Genomic DNA, 18,108 nt, shown 5'->3' on the forward strand with positions numbered 1-18,108 from the left:
AATGATAGACACTTTGTACCCAATTAAATTTGCACCCATTTTAAAAGATAAAATTTGGGGCGGCCAAAAATTAAAAACTTTACTTAATAAAAAAAGCGATTTACCAAATATTGGTGAAAGTTGGGAAATTAGTGATGTAGAAGGCGACACGTCCATAGTTTGTAATGGCAGTTTAAAAGGACAATCATTAAAACAACTTTTAGAAACCTATAAATCTGATTTGCTAGGGCTACAGAATTATAGAATTTTTAAAGACAAATTTCCGTTGCTTATCAAGTTTATAGATGCCAAAGAAGATTTATCTATCCAACTGCACCCGAATGATGAATTAGCTGCAAAAAGGCATAATTCCTTCGGAAAAACAGAAATGTGGTATGTATTTCAAGCAGATGAAGGTTCTAATCTTATTGTTGGTTTTAATCAAGACATGACACCTGAAAAGTATTTAAAGCATTTAGAAAATAAAACACTTACTAAAATTTTAAACTTCGACGAAGTTAAGGAAGGAGATACTTATTTTATTGAAGTAGGTCGTGTACATGCTATTGGAGCAGGTGTCATGGTTGCTGAAATTCAACAAACCAGTGATATTACTTATAGGGTTTATGATTGGGATCGTGTAGATGCCGACGGTAATGAACGAGAATTGCATAACGATTTGGCCATTGATGCCATCGATTTTAATATGCCGGATAATTTTAGAGTGGCTTATAATAAAACCGAAAATCAATCAAACGAAATGGTGAGTTGCCCATATTTTACAACTAACTATTTAAAAGTTAATAAAACGCTCCAAAAAGAAAATCATCACGATTCCTTTATTATATATATGTGTGTGGATGGTGAAGGCGAAATCAAGGCAAATGGTTTTTCTGAAGCCATAAAAAAGGGAGAAACCATTTTACTTCCAGCAGCTATTAAAGAGTATGAGATAGCTTCTAAAGACGCCACTTTATTAGAAGTATATTTATAAAAAAAGAAATTCCCAAGAGTATTCCTTGGGAATTTTATTTAACAAGCAGTTCTATTCGTACTGTACCTTTTCTCTGCCGGAAAATCAAATAAAGCACTACAGATTCGTTCTTGATAATTTGTAGTGGATTTTGCTTTTGTAACAGTTATGTTTACTAGATAGCCTTCTTTATTTTGTTTCACTAATTGGGCTTGAATAGTCAGTTTATCATTCAAAAACGCATTTTTGTACATTTTAAATTTAAAATCGCCAATCTCTGGAATGTCTTGTAAATAAAATTCTTTCACGGGATAGGTAGCAACAGTTTTAATTTTATCATAAAGTACATGGGGCAATAAAAAGCCATTACCATTACTTATATCTTTTGTTACTACAAATGGGGTATTTATGTGATGTGTTTTCATGAGTTGTTTTTTATGGGTATAATAATAAAGGTGTTAAGTTATAGCTGTGGTATGTGCTATACATGACGTTTGCACAAGTGGCATTGATAAAAAGTTGGATTTTCTGTTTAATGGATTTTAGAGTTTTCATGATTTTAAAGATTTAATTGATTTAAAATAAAAAAGGTGCCTTTAAAAAAAGCACCTTTATTGTTATAGTTATAATTGTATTATTTAACGTTTATTCAAGATGCATATAAGTTTTGTGTTGGGTCATAAAACGAACCACCGCCTTAGCCTGTAGAGAGGTAAGGTTACAAATTTGGTTATATGACAACTTTATTGCATTCATCGAGACCAAATGTAATAATAATTTTTTTAAATTAGTCATGTTTTATGAGAATTTTGATTCAGATTAATGTAATTTTGTGTCAAATTAAAATATTGAATTATGGCAAATGTTAGAAACCTAAAAAAAGATATTAATTACGTTTTAGGGGATATTATAGAAGCAGTTTATGTTTGGGAATTAACAAACGCAAGCAAAGACAACAAGAAGAGTGAAGCAATTATTGATGAAGCTATCAAAACGTTTGATGAATTAATTGTTAAAGTAAATGCTAAAAATGTAGAAAATTCTAAAGCACATTTTAAGGCTATTAGTGCTGAGTTAGAAGCTAAAGGAAAAGCACTAATTGAAAAAATTAATAAATTATCATAATTTTTTTTGCGGACTGCTTGCAAATATAATTTTTGCTATTATATTTGCACCCATAAAACGCCGATGTAGCTCAGCTGGCTAGAGCAGCTGATTTGTAATCAGCAGGTCGTGGGTTCGAGTCCCTCTATCGGCTCTTAATAAAAAAGACCTTTCATTTGAAAGGTCTTTTACTTTTTATAATAGGGTCAATTACTTCTCAGATTCTTTTATTTTGTCAATAAACCCCTGTAATTCCTTGCCATATTTAGAAGCTTTAACTTTTGGTGTTAAAACGCTATTGATGGTATCTAAAAATTTAACCTTAGCATTGTAAATTTCAGTTAGTGCTAAGTAAGGAGCCACTTCGCTGTCTTTATGGTTCAAAGCAAAATTAACGGTAAATAAATAACGGCGTTTTAAATTACTATCTGATTTTTTTTGAATAGTATTGTATTTAGATGTATCACCTTTCTTTAGTGCTTCAAAACTTTCTTTAATAAGATCTAGATTTTGCTCATTAAAACGCGTACGCATCAATTTATATTCTTCAAATATTTTTTGTTGTTCAGAACCATTAATTTTTGCACCAAGTCCAAAATTCTTAACAGAGGTTGTTATTTCGGTGATGCCTTTATCTGCAAAAAATACAATTTGGTCTTTTTCAGAACTGTTTTTATCTAAAAATAAATAAAAGACTTCGGGCGATTCTAAAGAAGAAGCGTGTAATGTAATATCCGATTGACCATTTACTGCTACGGTATCGATTGTAATAAGATTGTCATTCTTTGCTTTTTTCAAATAAAGAACTCCTTTTTTTAAACCATTTACATGAACCTTTACAGTTAAATCATGTTGTTCTTTGCTACAGGCTAAAATTAATAGTGATAGTAAGATGTATATTATTTTTTTCATATGTAAATGTTTATTGTTTTTTTAAGGTCATATGGACACGAGCGATAGCGAACTGGCGAAGCAATCGCTTTATTTTTCATTGGTGTTTACGTTTCCGAATCATGGCGATTTCATTAATTGATTAATTTTTTAAAACGCAAATATCTTATAATTATATTTTAAATGCTAGAGACTATCTAAGTTTTATACTTTGGATTTTTTATGTGTCTTTTTCCGCTATACATCAGCCATTTTTCGGTACATGACTATATTACGAACCTCAAAATACCTTCACCTGACGAAAAATGCACTATAAAATATTCCAAAAAACAACATTTATATGGTTTATAACGGTAGTTACCTGTTTTATAAGTTTCTTGTTTTAGGTTGCTGCTCACTTTATTTTGCAATTTTTACTGGAATTATTTGTTTTGGCACAGTAATTGTGTTTTGTTTATTAGTTATATTCTTATACAAGGTTTATTGAGTGGTTACTTTAAACTTAGAAATAGTAACTCATATTTTAGTTGGTTAGTTAGTAAAAAAGCATCCTTTATAGGGTGCTTTTTTTATTTAAAAGCATTTTTTAAAAGTGTATTTCGTCGATAATATTAAATATTTCATCTTTTAATGTTAAAATTTAGTGTATTTCATCGATTTATAATGTATTTTGTCGTTATGATTCATTTTTAATTATATCTTTGAAATGTACTAAATAATATACTTTTTAGTTCAATGGATTAATTAATTAATATTTGCATTATGTAGTCGATATAGAGACCCTAAATCTACTTCGTAATAAAAAAAGCAAATTGAAAGAAAACCGAGTTTGAGGGAACTCGGTTTTTTTGTTTTTATATTTTGACTGAATTAAACAAATTTCTTGAAACGAACTGCCTAACAGTTTTAATCTTTCCTCAAGGAGAAGTAGAAGCGGGCACGAGCAAAGCAAACTGACGAAGCAAACCCAAGGGCAAGCCCCGATGAATTCTTTAGATTATTTTTTTTGGTTTTTATAAACCTAAATAGAAGTAAGCCCAATAAATTAGCAAAAACTGAATAGGAATTCTTAAAAGAAGTAACCATTTTGGCAATCCTGCTGAGGCTTTTTTATTAGAAAGCATATAAAAATGGACCAACAGGAAAACTATCAACATGATAATGATAAATACGAGGGATATGTTTTTAACCAAGGGAATGCATAGCATAATACCAAGAAATATTTCTGCAATACCACTTAAAAACACCAACAATTTATGGTTTGGTAAATAAATCGGCATAATACGTAAATACATTTTAGGTTTTATAAAATGATTGATTCCTGCTGCTATATAAAGTGTAGCCATGATGTATAAATGCCACGGATAGTTCATGTCTTAATCTTAATTTTCTCTAAATTAGCATAATTTGTAGTAGATATGAAATATTATATAAGGTTTTTGTTTGTATTTGTCTGGTTTGGAGCATTTGCCCAATTACCAGAAGGGTTTGTTTATGTAAAATCCATTATTCCAGATTTGGATGTGGAACTGCGATATAATACCTCTAATAATTTTGTTGGTAAACGTATTGATGGCTACCAATCAAATAAACTCATATTAACCAAACAAGCTGCTTTAGCTTTAAAAGAGGTTCAGGAATCATTACAAGACAGGAATTTATGCCTAAAAGTGTATGATGGGTACAGACCACAACGGGCAGTAGACCATTTTATGAGTTGGGCTAAAGATCTTAATGATACGATTAATAAACAGGCATTTTATCCAGATGTTGATAAATTGGATTTATTCGTTGAAGAGTATATTGCAGCCCGATCGGGGCACAGTAAGGGCAGCACAGTAGACGTAACCATTATAAATGGAAATACTGGTGAACCCTTGGATATGGGCAGCAATTATGACTTTTTTGGTGAAGCTTCTTGGGTAAATTATAAAAATATTAACGAATCCCAAAAAGCTAATAGGCAACTTTTACAAGAAGTCATGCTTAAATTTGGTTTTAAAAATTACCCGAAAGAATGGTGGCATTTTACCTTAAAAGATGAACCATTTCCTGACACGTATTTCGATTTTCCTGTAAAGTAAAAACCTGCCTTTTTTTAGAAAGCAGGTTTTCTGTTTTTGATTGATGCTGGTTTTATCTATTCTTTATCCATTTTTTTTGTTAAAAAGAAACCGATTAATAAACCTGTTCCCGCCATTAAAAAAATTGATCCTGGCATTGCAATGCCATCATACATAATTTGGTTTTTAGCAAGGATTCCTCCTAAAACAATTCCAGCTCCTATACCCATTAGTAAGAGTGCTAAATTTAAAATAAGTACTTTCCAAATGGGAGCCGTGTATTCTTTTTTGCCTCTTACAAAAATACTGGCATCTGCTCCCTTTTCTATAAGCGCCATACGTTCTTTATTACGTGTAGAAAAATATAAATAAAATACTCCGAAAATTGTACCAAATATTATTGGTATAATGATTAATTCCGATCCCATAATTGTTTGTTTTTAATTGATTAAATTTAATGTGTTCATAGCTTATGACGATGGGTTTCGAATTTAGGTTACAACAAATGGCTAAATATTTTTTTAATATAAATAATTCTTCTATGGCTCTGCTTCGAGGATAGGCTGTTTCAAGAAATTTTTTATTGTTTCTGTAACCATACACTATTTAATATCGTCTTAGTATCAAAATGACTATCAACGACCAACATGATATCAATTTAATTTTAAATGGAGATGCCAACGCATTTCACATATTGGTAGACCGTTATAAAGATTTGGTGTATTCATTATCGTTACGGATGTTAAAGAATAGGGAAGAGGCCGAAGAGGTTTCACAAGATACCTTTATAAAAGTTTTTAATTCGTTACCAAGGTTTAAAGGCGATTCAAAGTTTTCAACATGGATTTATAAAATAGCTTATAATACCTGCTTGGATAGACTGAAGAAAAATAAAAAGTTTTATAATGATGTGCCTATTGATGAATTTACCGAACATCAAGTGAAAACAATTGATGATGCTTTAGAAAATTTAGAAGCTAAAGAGCGGGAGCAAGCCATTCAGGATTGTATTTCATTATTGTCCAGTGAAGATGGTTTTTTGCTAACTTTGTATTACTTTGAAGAACAGTCTTTAGATGACATTTCAAAGGTGATGGGTTTAACTCCTAATAATGTAAAAGTAAAGTTGTTTAGAAGCCGAAAAAAGCTAGCAGTCATTTTAAAGCAGCGATTAGAACCAGAAATAATTGAAAGTTATGAACGAGCAAACAGATAAATATTTAGACCAATTAGCTAAAAAAGTTATGAAGGATGCGCCTTTAGAAACGCCTTCCTTTAACTTTACTAATACTGTGATGTCTCAAGTTTCAGGGTTAAGCCACAACAAAGTAATTGCGTATAAACCCTTAATTTCAAAAACGGGTTGGACTTTTATTTCGGTTGGATTTTTAACCTTGATCTTTTTTGTATTATTTGGAAATCAAACATCCTCTTCAGGGAGGTTAGATACAATCGATTTTAGTATGCTTTCTAACAATGTTATAACTCAAGCTATTTCAAATTTTAAAATACCAAGTTTTACAATATCTAAAACGTTGACTTATGCTATTGTGCTTTTTGGTGTGATGGTTTGTGTTCAAATATCATTTTTAAAGCATCATTTTAATCAACGGTTTGAAAATTAGTGTTTGGCAACTCCGAATTATTTTTAATTGTTTTTTTTGTTTGTCAATTCAATTTCCTTACGCATTTGCTTGATGGTTAAAGTGCTTCCATCATGGCTCCATCCTGGAGGGCCAAAGGCATACATGAATTTGTGATATAAGTTAGAACTCTTTTTCATATCGTTCCAAATGTCTTTATATTCATGCGTTAATATCACCAAAGGATTATAGGAATTAGGCGGTTTTGTTACACCATATTTAATATCTATATTCTCATCTAATTCTTTCCAGGTTCCAAATAGTTTATCAAACATATTTAAAAACCCACCATGGTTTTTATCCATATACTCAATGTTTTTAGCATGATGTACTTGGTGCATGGTATGGGTATTAAATACTTTTTCAATGATTCCCATTTTTGGAATGTAAGCAGAATGTAACTGAAATTGCCAAAGCGCCTCGATTCCAAGGCATACAATGACCATCTCTGGTGGAAATCCTATTGCGGGTAACCACATGTAAAACAATGGTTTGTATAAAATGGTGAACCAGCCATTTCTAACGGCAGTTCCCAAATTGAAATTTTCTGAAGAATGATGCACGATATGTGCTGCCCATAAAAAACGTACCATATGGTTTTGTCTGTGAAACCAATAATAGGTAAAATCATCTAAAAACTGGCAGGCTATCCAAACCGGCCAAGAGTACCCAAAAGATTCCCAACCCATAATATTGGTACGAATGCCATCAACCATAGGGTTGAACAATTCATATAAGTAATTGAAAATAATTATAGCTGAAATAGTTTTTATTAAAGGCGCTATAACTACCGATCCAACGCCCATTGTAAGACTGGAAGTTAAATCTTTCCATTTATAAAGACTTTTATGGTCATGGGTTTTACTGTAAGTAAGCTCAAGTAAAATGAGCCCCAAAAAAAAGGGAATACCATAAACTAGTGGGTTTGTAAAATCCATTACTGTTTAAATTTTAAATCCGTTAGTTGGTATGGTAGGGAGAAGTCTGTTGATCTTTTTTGTTTTGGCGAAGATACTTAATATATAACGTAATTTCTTGTGATTTAGTACCAACGTTTCTTTTTCTTTTTAGAAGCTTCACTTTTGCGCCCTTTTTTGTGCTTGCTTTTTCCGGGAGTTCGGTGTATTTCTTTTTTTGCTTTAGGGTCTAATGGATACGGATGGTCTTCAATAACGTCCAGTTGTAATTGAATAAGCTGTTGAATACTTGCCACATAGGTTTTTTCATCGGCAGAACAAAACGAATAGGAGTTACCGGATTTTCCAGCTCTAGCAGTTCTTCCAATACGGTGTACATAAGTTTCCGGTACGTTTGGTAAATCGAAATTTATTACGGCATCCAGTTCGTTTATGTCAATACCACGTGCAGCCACATCGGTCGCTATTAAAATGTTTACCTTGTTGGTTTTGAAGTTGTTTAGAGCTTCTTCTCTTAAATTCTGACTTTTATCGCCGTGGATACTATCTACTTTATAACCGTTTTTTTTAAGGGTTTGTTCTAATTTTTCAACCCCAAATTTGGTACGTCTAAAAATAAGAATACTGCCTTTAATATCGTTTCTTAGTAAATGCAAACACAATTCTATTTTATTGCGTTTTGGCACGTAATACAATACTTGGTTGACGTTTTTTGAAGTGGATGAATTTGGTGCTACTTCAACACGCTCAGGCGTATTTAAAATGGTGTTTGCCAGTTGTTCAACTTTAAAAGGGATGGTCGCCGAAAACAATAAAATCTGTTTTTCTTTGGTGCATAAACGCTCAATTTTTTTGACATCGTCTATAAAACCCATATCCAACATTAAATCGGCTTCATCCAAAACCAGTGTTTCAATATAATCGAGGTTGACAATATCTTGTTTGTGTAAATCGAGCAAACGTCCAGGCGTTGCAATCAAAATATCAACCCCTTTTTTCAATACATCAATTTGAGGTTCAATGGAAGCGCCTCCAAAAACCACCGTCGTTCTTAAATTGGTATAAGTGCTATATTTTTTGAAATTTTCGTCTATTTGAATGGCTAATTCGCGCGTAGGACTTATAATTAACGCTTTAATTTTCTTGCCTTTTTTACTGGCGTCTTGTTTGTCAAATAATAATTGTAAAATGGGCAATGCAAACGCAGCGGTTTTGCCTGTACCGGTTTGGGCAGATACAACCACATCTTTTTTTGCTAAAACCAAAGGAATGGTTTTTTCTTGTACCAGTGTAGGGTTATCGTAACCAGCTTCGGCAATGGCTCTTAAAATGGGTCTATTAAGTTGTAAGTCTTTAAACGACATGTATGATGATTTGCTGCAAAGATACATAAAAGTTGTCAGGGTAATTTTCCTAGGTTTCAACATTAGGAATAAATTTAAGTTTATATTGGAATATGCTTCGACAGGCTCAGCATGACAAGCTAAATAATGTACAATTGTCAGTCTGAGCTTGTCGAAGACCTTTTAAAACGGCACTTCGACAAACACAGTGTGACGTTGAATACTCATTTGGGAAAAGAAAAATAAATACAAACAAAGGATTAATTTTAGCCGTAACATTTTCTAATTTTACGCCACAAATTTAATTTGCACAATAACCCATGGTACAATACAACCCCAAAGACTGGATAACTTTTATTTTTAGATTTCATAAATCGGATACGTTTAGAAAACTGATTCCCATGATGATTTTTATAGGGGTTTACACGGGTGGCGTCGGGTATTTGGAACTTGAATATTGGAAACTATCCCAGAAAAACCATTTATCAAACATTACCGTCATGCACGGTATGCTGGGTTTCGTCATTTCCTTATTGTTGGTGTTTAGAACCAATACAGCTTACGATCGCTGGTGGGAAGGCAGAAAACTGTGGGGTGCGTTGGTTAATAACAGTCGAAATTTAGCTATGAAGCTCAGTGTTATCTTAAAGGAAGAACACGATAGGGTGTATTTTAAAAAATTGATTCCTAGCTATGCATCTATATTATCAAAGCATTTAACCGATGTTGAAACTGGTTTGCAACTGTTTGAGGGAATCGAATTAGACAATCACAAACACCGACCAAACCAAGTGGCCACCATGATGTATCAAAAAATTAATGATTTGCACGAGCAGAAAAAAATTACGGGCGACCAACTTATTATTTTAAATGCCGAACTACAATCGTTTACAGATATTTGTGGTGCTTGCGAACGTATTAAAAACACACCCATTCCATATTCATATAGTGCGTTTATTAAAAAGTTCATCTTTTTCTATATTATGACCTTACCCTTTGGTTATGTGTTTAGTTTGGGATATTACGCCATCCCAGTCGTTATTTTTATTTTTTACGTATTGGCAAGCTTAGAGTTGATTGCCGAAGAAATTGAAGATCCTTTTGGGATTGATGCCAACGATTTGCCCATTGAAAAGATTTCGGTAAATATTAAAAAGCATGTGGAGGAGATTATTTAGGGGTGTTTAAATGAATTGAAAGTGTTATAATAGTTTGATGTGGAGCTTTTATACATTTATTTAATACTTCTCTTTTATAGAACTCATAGAATCTTTACAATTCTACTAATTTAAAAATAGCCACGAATACACCCTGTTTTTATAAGTGCATCCGTGACAAAACCCTATTGTTATTCAATCTTTTGGTGGGTGCTTACTGCAATACGATTCCAAGCATTAATGGTAACAATCACCATAATAATCTGTGCGATTTGGTTTTCCGTAAAAACGCTAGCCGCTTTCTCATAGGTAGCTTTGCTTAAGCCATTTTGATGAATGAGTGTGATTTCTTCGGTCATTGCCAATACTGTTTGTTCCTCTTTCGTAAAGAATTTGGTGGCTTCTTTCCATGCGCCAGCCAAAAAGATACGTTGGTTGGTTTCTCCACCTTTTATGGCATCTTTGGTGTGCATATCGATACAATAGGCGCAATTATTGATTTGCGAGGCACGGATTTTAATGAGTTCTTTTAAGGTTTTAGAGATGTCTATTTTTGCTAAATAACCTTCTAATACAAACATGGCTTTAAATGCTTGTGGCTCTACTTGGTTGATGTTGATACGTTTTTCCATTGTTTTTGTTGTTTTAATTTAACAGTACAAAGTTGGAAAACAGCCAACGGGAAAAACTTAAACTGGTTTAAGAAATGCCTTTTTTACGGATTTCGCTTAAATATTCTGGCGTAAAATTTAAATAAGAAGCAATCAAATATTGAGGTACACGCTGTAAAAATTCAGGCTGTACCCTTAGAAAATGATAATAGAGTTCTTCCCGTGAAAAATCATAAAGAAATTTAATGCGCATTTGCGCAGCAGCATAGGCTTTTTGATAAATACAACGGAAATATTTTTCCATAACTGGATGTGTTTCTAACAGTTTTTCATAAGCTGTTTTATCTATATGCAAGAGTTCTGTATTTTCTACGGCTTGAATATAAAATTCTGTATACGATTGGTTTATAAAGGAGAATGTTTCAGTTATCCACCAATTTTCTATGGCAAATTCGGTAGTTTGCTCTGTGCCTTTTTCATTTATAAAAAATTTACGGAGAATGCCCTTTAATACAAAGACATTGGATTTACAAACCTGTCCTTCTTCAAGAAGATTGTCTTTTTTTAGTATGCTTTTAAATTGGAAATAGGATAGAATATCTTCAAACTCTTCATCGCTAACGGTTGCGAATTTATTAATGTGTGCTTTAAAAATCTCGGACATGTTTTGGAGTTTGTTTATCTTAAATATAAGCGAAATTACATTAAACTTTACTACAAAATCAACAACCCATTTTCTCGTAAAACGTTCATAGGTTTTGAAAACCAAAACAGCTCAAAGTCTTCAAACTGGCTTTCAAAATCTTTTTTTAGTTCCAAAAAGGAGGGTAGTTGTGTGCTGCTTGGGCGCAACGAATCCAGCTTATTTAAAAACCAGTAGCCTTTATCTTTATCTAAAGTCACCGTAAAGGTTTCGGTTGTCGTATGAAACAGTGCTTGCAATGTGTGATAGGTATGTCCCTTCTTTGTTTTGGAAGTTTCTGTTACCAAAGGCTTTGTGCCTAGCCATAGTATTTTTGCAGTGGGTTTGATGTTGAAATGAACATCTGTTTCTAAGCAGTTATAAATAAAATCGGGTTTAATAACGGTTTTTGGGATTTTAAAATCGAACCAATCTTGTAACGGTAGTTCAAAACCAATACCGTGCATATAGTTGAAAAGCGACTTTTTTAATCCGAAACTAAATTGGTTGTGGTCAATGCCTGTAGTGTCGGTAAAGGCAATATCGTTATTGGCAAACGTAATGGGTTTGGTGTTTGGGATGATATGGTATTCAGAAGGATTTAATCCAATAGGGCTATGTGCCGTTAAGGCGAATTGGTGCCAAAACCCCGATTGCAAGACGCCAATTTCGAATAACTGACGCACCATTTCCAAACTATCCACAGTTTCCTGAACGGTTTGCGTGGGGTAACCATACATTAAATAGGCGTGTACCATAATGTTGGCTTCGGTAAAATTACGGGTGACTTGCGCCACTTGTGCTACGGTGACTCCTTTGTCAATAAGTGCCAACAACCTATCGGAAGCCACTTCCAGTCCGCCAGAAACAGCAATACACCCCGAGGCTTTTAACAACAGGCACAAATCTTTGGTGAAGTTTTTTTCAAACCGAATGTTGGCCCACCAAGTAACCGTGAGTTTACGTTTTATAATTTCCAAAGCTAGGGCTTTCATGAGTGCAGGAGGTGCTGCTTCGTCCACAAAATGAAACCCTGTTTCCCCCGTTTGTTCTATGAGTTGTTCCATACGATCCACCAATAATTTGGCGGCAATGGGTTCGTAAATTTTAATATAATCCAACGAAATATCACAAAATGTACATTTGCCCCAATAACAACCATGCGCCATGGTGAGTTTGTTCCATCGCCCATCGCTCCACAAACTGTGCATGGGGTTGGCAATTTCTATGACTGAAATGTATTTATCTAAAAGTAAATCGGAGTAATCGGGTGTGCCAAGATCACTTTGTTTGTAATCTGGTTTGGTGCTGTTGTTTTTATAAACGACTTTTTGGTTTTCTAAAAGAAAGGTGCGTTTATACTCCCCTCCTTCGGAGGAGCTGGGGGAGGATAATAATTCAATGGGCAATTCACCATCATCTAATGTAATAAAATCGAAAAATTGGAATACCCGAACGTCTGTAACCGAGCGTAATTCGGTATTTGGGAATCCGCCGCCCATCGCTATTTTAATAGTAGGGTAGTTGATTTTTATATATTGGGCACACCGAAACGCACTGTATAAATTCCCGGGAAACGGTACCGAAAAACACACCAGTTTGGGTTGAATGGTTTTTAGTTTTTCTTCAAGAATGTTTAGTGTAATGGCATCAATATATGTTGGTTTATTTTGTAATTGTTGGTATAAGTCATCAAACGAATTGGCACTGTGCCCCAAACGTTCTGCATAACGGCTAAAACCAAAATTGTCATCGATGCATTCTACAATAAAATCGGATAAATCTTCAAGATACAAGGTGGCCAAATGTTTGGCTTTATCTTGCATACCCATATTACCGAATGCCCAATCCAATTCATCCAATTGTTCAAAACGTGACGCTTGCGGTAAAAAATGATTGGTGCAAATTTGTCTGGCGAAGGTTGGTTTTTTCCCCTGTAGAAAGGCTATGACATCATCCAAAGGCTGTAAATAAGCATCTCTTAACGTATAAATTCTTTGCGCATTTTCAGAAGTGATGCGATTATTTTTAGCGGCTAATTCAAAAAGATGTTGGAATGTTTTTTTTGAAAATAATTCTAAAATCACCTCAATGCCCAAATCCATTTGAAACGAAGGGATGTTTTTAGTGTTTAAAAAACCTTTTAAATAGCATGTAGCAGGGTAGGGCGTGTTTAATTGCGTAAACGGAGGTGTGATGAGTAAAAGGTCTTTCAAAGGATAATTATAAAAATAAAAACAAATATAACTGAAAACTATGACCGCTTTATGTAATTATTCGTTTTACATTAAAGTTGAGCCTCAATTGTTTGACCCTATAAGCGATATTAATCTTTAATATAACTCCTTAATAATGCTTGTTTTTTAGGAGGAATGGCTTCACTATTAACAACAATTTTCAATAAGTCTTGATCTTTGTCTTTGGAATGGATTAAACGAAATAAGTTTGCTACAGATATTCTGTGTTCGGGTCTTTTAACTAAAACAAAAGTATCATTAACATTTACATAACCTTCTTCAAGAATGCTCAAATAAGTACCGCCAAAACCGTGTTCTATAAATTGTTTAAGAACCGTTTGTGTTCCAAATTTATATCCTAATTTGTAACAAGGTTCTCTGTATTGTGAAACCTGTACTAAGGCTTTGCCAACTTTGTAGATGTCGCCTAAATAAACTTGCGTTTCATCAAATTCAGAAACCGTTAAGTTTTCACCAAACATACCCCAATTCCAATCTAAATTTGGGTATAGGTTTTTCCAATAAGAATATTGTTCTGCAGAAAACATATAGCATGCTTTATAAAAACCGCCATGATGTTCACGATCCGATACTTCATCATTTTTTACATCGGTTTTGCCTATGTAAATGGGTCTGTCAGTAGGTTTTTTATAAATACCAGTAGTTTCTTCTTTTCCGTTCCAAATAATGGTCGTTGGGTTGGCTAGGTTTGTTGAGATGATTTTCATGAATTAAAAGTAATAAAAAAACCACTTTGTTTGCAAAGTGGTTTTAGATTTATTAAATTATAAGATTCCCTCTTTCGAGGGAATGGAAGATTACTTAATCATTTCATAACTACGCTTAATAAATTTGGTAAGTTCTTCACCTTTTAATAAGCCTTGGGATAAACGTGCTAAATCCAAACTTTGGTTAATTAAACGCTCTTGTTTGTTTTTGGTTTTAGTTTCTAAAATCTCGCCAACTAATTTAGAGTTTGTATTAACTACCAAGTTGTACATTTCAGGGAAACTGCCCATGCCAAACATACCGCCACCGCCAGTTTGCTGCATCTCTTTCATACGACGCATAAATTCCGGTTGTGTAATGATGAATGGTGATGCCTCACTATCCATAGCTTCTAACTGTACCATGAATTTTTCTGAAGGAATGACTTCTTTTAACAGGGTTTCTAATGCTGTTTTTTGCTCTTCAGTTAATTTAGAAATCTCGGTGTCTTCTTTTTGTATTAATTTGTTAATATGATCACCGTCTACACGTGCAAAGTTGATGTTTTCTTTAGAGCTTTCCAGTTTCTGAATTAAATGCGATACGATAGGCGAATCTAACAACAACACTTCATAGCCTTTTGCTTTTGCAGTTTCAATATAAGCATGTTGTGCTTCTTTATCGGAAGCATATAAAATGACTAATTTGCCATCTTTATCAGTTTGATTCGCTTTTATTTTGTTGAATAATTCATCGTAGGTATAGTAAGTGCCGTCGACTGTTGGATAGAGTGCAAAATCGTTCGCTTTTTCAAAGAATTTTTCTTCTGAAAGCATTCCGTATTCAATCACGATTTTAATATCGTTCCATTTTGCTTCAAAATCTTCACGGTTACTGTTGAATAAGGATTTTAATTTATCGGCAACTTTTCTAGTAATGTAAGATGAGATTTTTTTAACCGCCCCATCAGCTTGTAAATAACTACGCGAAACGTTTAAAGGAATGTCTGGTGAATCAATAACACCACGAAGCATGGTTAAAAACTCAGGTACAATGCCTTCTACATTATCAGTAACATACACTTGGTTTTGGTATAGTTGGATTTTATCTTTTTGGATATTGAAATCCTGACCCATTTTTGGAAAATACAAAATACCAGTTAAGTTGAACGGATAATCTACATTTAAGTGAATGTTAAATAAAGGCTCTTCAAACTGCATTGGATACAATTCGCGGTAGAAATTTTTATAGTCTTCATCATTTAAATCGGTAGGTTGTTTAGTCCAAGCTGGATTTGGATTGTTGACGATATTATCAACTGTAATCTTACGTTGAGGTTCTTTGGTTTCTTTACCGTCTTTATCTGTAATTGTTGCAGGTTCATGCTCAGGATCGTTAATTTCTTTAGTTCCAAATTTAATTGGAACTGGCATGAACTTATTATACTTCTGCAATAATGCACTAATACGGGCTTCTTCTAAAAATTCGGTAGAATCATCGGCAATGTGGAGAATAATTTCAGTACCTCTTTCGGTTCTGTCTGATGCTTCTAAAGTAAATTCAGGCGAACCATCACAAGTCCAATGAGCAGCAGGTGCATCGGTATGCGATTTTGTGATAATTTCTACTTTTTCAGCGACCATAAATGCTGAGTAAAAACCTAATCCGAAATGACCAATAATTCCTGAATCTTTAGCAGAATCTTTATATTTATCTAAAAATTCTTCGGCACCGGAAAAAGCCACTTGGTTGATGTATTTTTCAACTTCTTCGGCAGTCATACCCAAACCTTGGTCAATAACATGAAGCTTTTTGCCTTCTTTGTCTATTTTAACCTCAATTTGTGGGTTGCCGTACTCCGATTTAGATTCTCCAATGCTTGTAAGGTGTTTTAGCTTTAAAGTAGCATCGGTACCGTTACTAATTAGCTCACGTAAAAATATTTCGTGGTCGCTATACAAGAATTTTTTAATGAGAGGGAAAATGTTCTCTACGGAAACATTAATACTTCCTTTTGTCATAGTATAATAGTTTTAATTTTTCATTCCTTGGCTGTGTTAGAAAGGAATCTGATTAATTTATGTTTTAATTCACTTTGAATTCTTAGTCAACAAAAATGCCAATTAATAAAATGTGACAAACTGACACTGTTGATTACCGAATAGCGATTGATGATTACCGATTTTTAGAATAAGAAGTGGTTTAAACTTTTTTGATTGAAGCGAAAAATAGGGATTTTTGTTACAGATTTTATCTTTTTTGCACTGCATAGCAGAGCTACGGAGTAAAAAAACAGGTGAAATATGGGATAAAAAGACCATTTTGTAGCCAATTAAAAAAGTTTAAACCACTTCTAAATTTTAATAATTGGAATATTGTTGGAGTTGTTGTACTTTGTATTCTATTAAATTGAGGGAAATATGTATAATTCAAAAATTATAGGATTAGGTAAATATGTGCCGGATAATGTGGTTACTAATGATGATTTATCTAAAATAATGGATACCAATGATGCTTGGATACAAGAGCGTACAGGTATTAAAGAACGGCGTTGGATAAAAGAAGGAACCGATGATACCTCGGCAGTTATGGGAGCAAAAGCAGCTAAGATAGCTATTGAACGTGCCGGATTAACCAAAGACGCTATTGATTTTATTGTATTTGCAACTTTAAGTCCCGATTATTATTTTCCAGGTTGTGGTGTGCAAATTCAGGATTTATTGGATATGCCAACTGTTGGTGCTTTGGATGTTAGAAACCAATGTTCGGGTTTTGTGTATGCCATTTCGGTAGCTGATCAGTTTATTAAAACGGGCATGTATAAAAATATTTTGGTTATAGGAGCCGAATACCATAGTAATGGATTGGATAAATCAACGCGAGGTCGTGGCGTGACCGTTATTTTTGGTGATGGTGCAGGTGCCTGTGTGTTGACTAGGGAAGAGGACACAACAAAGGGTATTTTATCAACCCATTTGCATAGTGAAGGCAAGTATGCCGATAAGCTAATTGTTGCTTCACCAAGTATTGCACATTGGGTACCGGAAATTTTGGAAGCTGGCGAAGAGGATGTATCGTATTTTCCGTATATGGATGGAACGTTTGTGTTTAAACATGCTGTCGTTCGTTTTAGTGAGGTTATTGAAGAAGGGTTACAAGCAAATCATTTGAAGAAAGAAGACATAGATATGCTTATTCCACATCAAGCGAATTTGCGAATTGCGCAATTTATTCAAAAGAAGTTTGGTTTAAGTGATGATCAAGTTTTTAATAATATTATGAAGTACGGTAATACTACGGCAGCTTCTGTTATTATTGCACTTACTGAAGCTTGGGAAGAAGGTAAAATAAAACCGGGAGATAACGTGGTGCTTGCTGCCTTTGGAAGTGGTTTTACTTGGGCAAGTGCTATTATTAAATGGGTATAAAATTTTAGAGTATATAAAACAAAAAGCCCAAAACTTAATGGTTTTGGGCTTCTCTAGCTATTAATCAACTTCAACTAACACTTTACTATTGTGAAGAATCTGTTATATAGACGTATAAGACTCTGAAATATTGCATAAGTCTTGCTATTTAACTCATTTTTAACACATTGAAGTGATTTAAACTTTTTTAATACAAAAAAACTCGAAAGATAATTTTCGAGTTTTCATGTTATATGTATACAAATCTTTATTACGAAATTTTATATGCGAAGGTGACTAACTCTTATAATAATTATTCTTTCGTTTGCTAGATTGTATGTTACTACAACGTTTTGGTATTGTGTATATTGTGTGAAATTTGTATTTTTTTAA

18 protein-coding genes and 1 tRNA gene are annotated in these 18,108 nt (G+C 33.5%); 8 read left to right on the forward strand and 11 right to left on the reverse strand.

Annotated features, from left to right (window positions below; translation table 11 throughout):
• Position 1 precedes the first annotated feature (1 nt).
• A complete protein-coding gene (locus tag ACGLWY_RS11100) occupies positions 2–973 on the forward strand; it encodes a type I phosphomannose isomerase catalytic subunit (protein ID WP_396619738.1) in 972 nt (323 codons plus the stop codon).
• Between the two features lie 38 nt (positions 974–1,011).
• On the opposite strand, the gene ACGLWY_RS11105 is transcribed toward ACGLWY_RS11100, so the two are convergent.
• Positions 1,012–1,377 carry a hypothetical protein gene (locus ACGLWY_RS11105; RefSeq protein ID WP_396619739.1) on the reverse strand — a complete coding sequence of 122 codons (366 nt, stop codon included), beginning with the start codon at positions 1,375–1,377 and terminating at the stop codon, positions 1,012–1,014.
• Positions 1,378–1,807: 430 nt separating this feature from the next.
• On the opposite strand from ACGLWY_RS11105, the gene ACGLWY_RS11110 reads away from it, so the two are divergent.
• Both ACGLWY_RS11110 and ACGLWY_RS11115 read left to right on the forward strand, forming a co-directional pair.
• Entirely contained in the window at positions 1,808–2,077 is a 270-nt protein-coding gene (locus tag ACGLWY_RS11110) for a hypothetical protein (RefSeq protein WP_396619740.1), read from the forward strand.
• A 59-nt stretch (positions 2,078–2,136) separates the two neighbouring features.
• Positions 2,137–2,210 (forward strand) — tRNA-Thr (locus ACGLWY_RS11115).
• A 56-nt stretch (positions 2,211–2,266) separates the two neighbouring features.
• Here ACGLWY_RS11115 and ACGLWY_RS11120 read toward each other — a convergent pair.
• Positions 2,267–2,968 carry a DUF4369 domain-containing protein gene (locus tag ACGLWY_RS11120; protein WP_396619741.1) on the reverse strand — a complete coding sequence of 234 codons (702 nt, stop codon included), beginning with the start codon at positions 2,966–2,968 and terminating at the stop codon, positions 2,267–2,269.
• A 992-nt stretch (positions 2,969–3,960) separates the two neighbouring features.
• Positions 3,961–4,320 (reverse strand): hypothetical protein, encoded by a 360-nt coding sequence (locus ACGLWY_RS11125; RefSeq protein WP_396619742.1) that lies wholly within the window; start codon positions 4,318–4,320, stop codon positions 3,961–3,963.
• 45 nt (positions 4,321–4,365) lie between these two features.
• On the opposite strand from ACGLWY_RS11125, the gene ACGLWY_RS11130 reads away from it, so the two are divergent.
• Complete coding sequence (locus ACGLWY_RS11130; RefSeq protein ID WP_396619743.1) at positions 4,366–5,031, forward strand: M15 family metallopeptidase; 666 nt, start codon at positions 4,366–4,368, stop codon at positions 5,029–5,031.
• A gap of 56 nt (positions 5,032–5,087) precedes the next feature.
• Here ACGLWY_RS11130 and ACGLWY_RS11135 read toward each other — a convergent pair whose 3' ends face one another.
• Positions 5,088–5,438: a DUF6249 domain-containing protein gene (locus ACGLWY_RS11135; RefSeq protein WP_396619744.1), complete on the reverse strand. Its 351-nt coding sequence runs from the start codon at positions 5,436–5,438 to the stop codon at positions 5,088–5,090.
• A gap of 200 nt (positions 5,439–5,638) precedes the next feature.
• Between ACGLWY_RS11135 and ACGLWY_RS11140 the strand changes: the two genes are divergently transcribed.
• Positions 5,639–6,226 (forward strand): RNA polymerase sigma factor, encoded by a 588-nt coding sequence (locus tag ACGLWY_RS11140; protein ID WP_396619745.1) that lies wholly within the window; start codon positions 5,639–5,641, stop codon positions 6,224–6,226.
• Positions 6,207–6,635 carry a hypothetical protein gene (locus tag ACGLWY_RS11145; RefSeq protein ID WP_396619746.1) on the forward strand — a complete coding sequence of 143 codons (429 nt, stop codon included), beginning with the start codon at positions 6,207–6,209 and terminating at the stop codon, positions 6,633–6,635. The genes ACGLWY_RS11140 and ACGLWY_RS11145 overlap by 20 nt, the downstream gene beginning before the upstream one ends.
• A 23-nt stretch (positions 6,636–6,658) precedes the next feature.
• On the opposite strand, the gene ACGLWY_RS11150 is transcribed toward ACGLWY_RS11145, so the two are convergent.
• Together ACGLWY_RS11150 and ACGLWY_RS11155 are read right to left on the reverse strand one after the other, a co-directional pair.
• Positions 6,659–7,591, reverse strand: a complete 933-nt coding sequence (locus tag ACGLWY_RS11150; RefSeq protein WP_396619747.1) for a sterol desaturase family protein — start codon at positions 7,589–7,591, stop codon at positions 6,659–6,661.
• Positions 7,592–7,695: 104 nt separating this feature from the next.
• Positions 7,696–8,934 carry a DEAD/DEAH box helicase gene (locus ACGLWY_RS11155; protein WP_396619748.1) on the reverse strand — a complete coding sequence of 413 codons (1,239 nt, stop codon included), beginning with the start codon at positions 8,932–8,934 and terminating at the stop codon, positions 7,696–7,698.
• Positions 8,935–9,233: 299 nt separating this feature from the next.
• On the opposite strand from ACGLWY_RS11155, the gene ACGLWY_RS11160 reads away from it, so the two are divergent.
• The gene (locus ACGLWY_RS11160; protein ID WP_396619749.1) at positions 9,234–10,091 is read left to right on the forward strand and encodes a bestrophin family protein; all 858 of its coding nucleotides are present in this window, start codon (positions 9,234–9,236) and stop codon (positions 10,089–10,091) included.
• 170 nt (positions 10,092–10,261) lie between these two features.
• Here ACGLWY_RS11160 and ACGLWY_RS11165 read toward each other — a convergent pair whose 3' ends face one another.
• From ACGLWY_RS11165 to htpG, 5 genes are all read right to left on the reverse strand, one after another.
• Positions 10,262–10,702: a carboxymuconolactone decarboxylase family protein gene (locus tag ACGLWY_RS11165; protein ID WP_396619750.1), complete on the reverse strand. Its 441-nt coding sequence runs from the start codon at positions 10,700–10,702 to the stop codon at positions 10,262–10,264.
• Between the two features lie 67 nt (positions 10,703–10,769).
• The gene (locus ACGLWY_RS11170) at positions 10,770–11,345 is read right to left on the reverse strand and encodes a Crp/Fnr family transcriptional regulator (protein WP_396619751.1); all 576 of its coding nucleotides are present in this window, start codon (positions 11,343–11,345) and stop codon (positions 10,770–10,772) included.
• A 50-nt stretch (positions 11,346–11,395) separates the two neighbouring features.
• Positions 11,396–13,579 (reverse strand): B12-binding domain-containing radical SAM protein, encoded by a 2,184-nt coding sequence (locus ACGLWY_RS11175; RefSeq protein ID WP_396619752.1) that lies wholly within the window; start codon positions 13,577–13,579, stop codon positions 11,396–11,398.
• Between the two features lie 110 nt (positions 13,580–13,689).
• On the reverse strand, positions 13,690–14,328 hold the full coding sequence (locus ACGLWY_RS11180; protein ID WP_396619753.1) for an MOSC domain-containing protein: 639 nt from the start codon (positions 14,326–14,328) through the stop codon (positions 13,690–13,692).
• Between the two features lie 90 nt (positions 14,329–14,418).
• The gene (gene htpG, locus ACGLWY_RS11185) at positions 14,419–16,329 is read right to left on the reverse strand and encodes a molecular chaperone HtpG (RefSeq protein WP_396619754.1); all 1,911 of its coding nucleotides are present in this window, start codon (positions 16,327–16,329) and stop codon (positions 14,419–14,421) included.
• A gap of 399 nt (positions 16,330–16,728) precedes the next feature.
• Here htpG and ACGLWY_RS11190 point away from each other — a divergent pair, with 399 nt between their 5' ends.
• On the forward strand, positions 16,729–17,736 hold the full coding sequence (locus ACGLWY_RS11190; protein WP_396619755.1) for a 3-oxoacyl-ACP synthase III family protein: 1,008 nt from the start codon (positions 16,729–16,731) through the stop codon (positions 17,734–17,736).
• Positions 17,737–18,108: the final 372 nt, after the last annotated feature.

Origin of the sequence: Mariniflexile sp. HMF6888 (assembly GCF_044335535.1) — a bacterium.
Lineage (GTDB): Bacteria > Bacteroidota > Bacteroidia > Flavobacteriales > Flavobacteriaceae > Mariniflexile.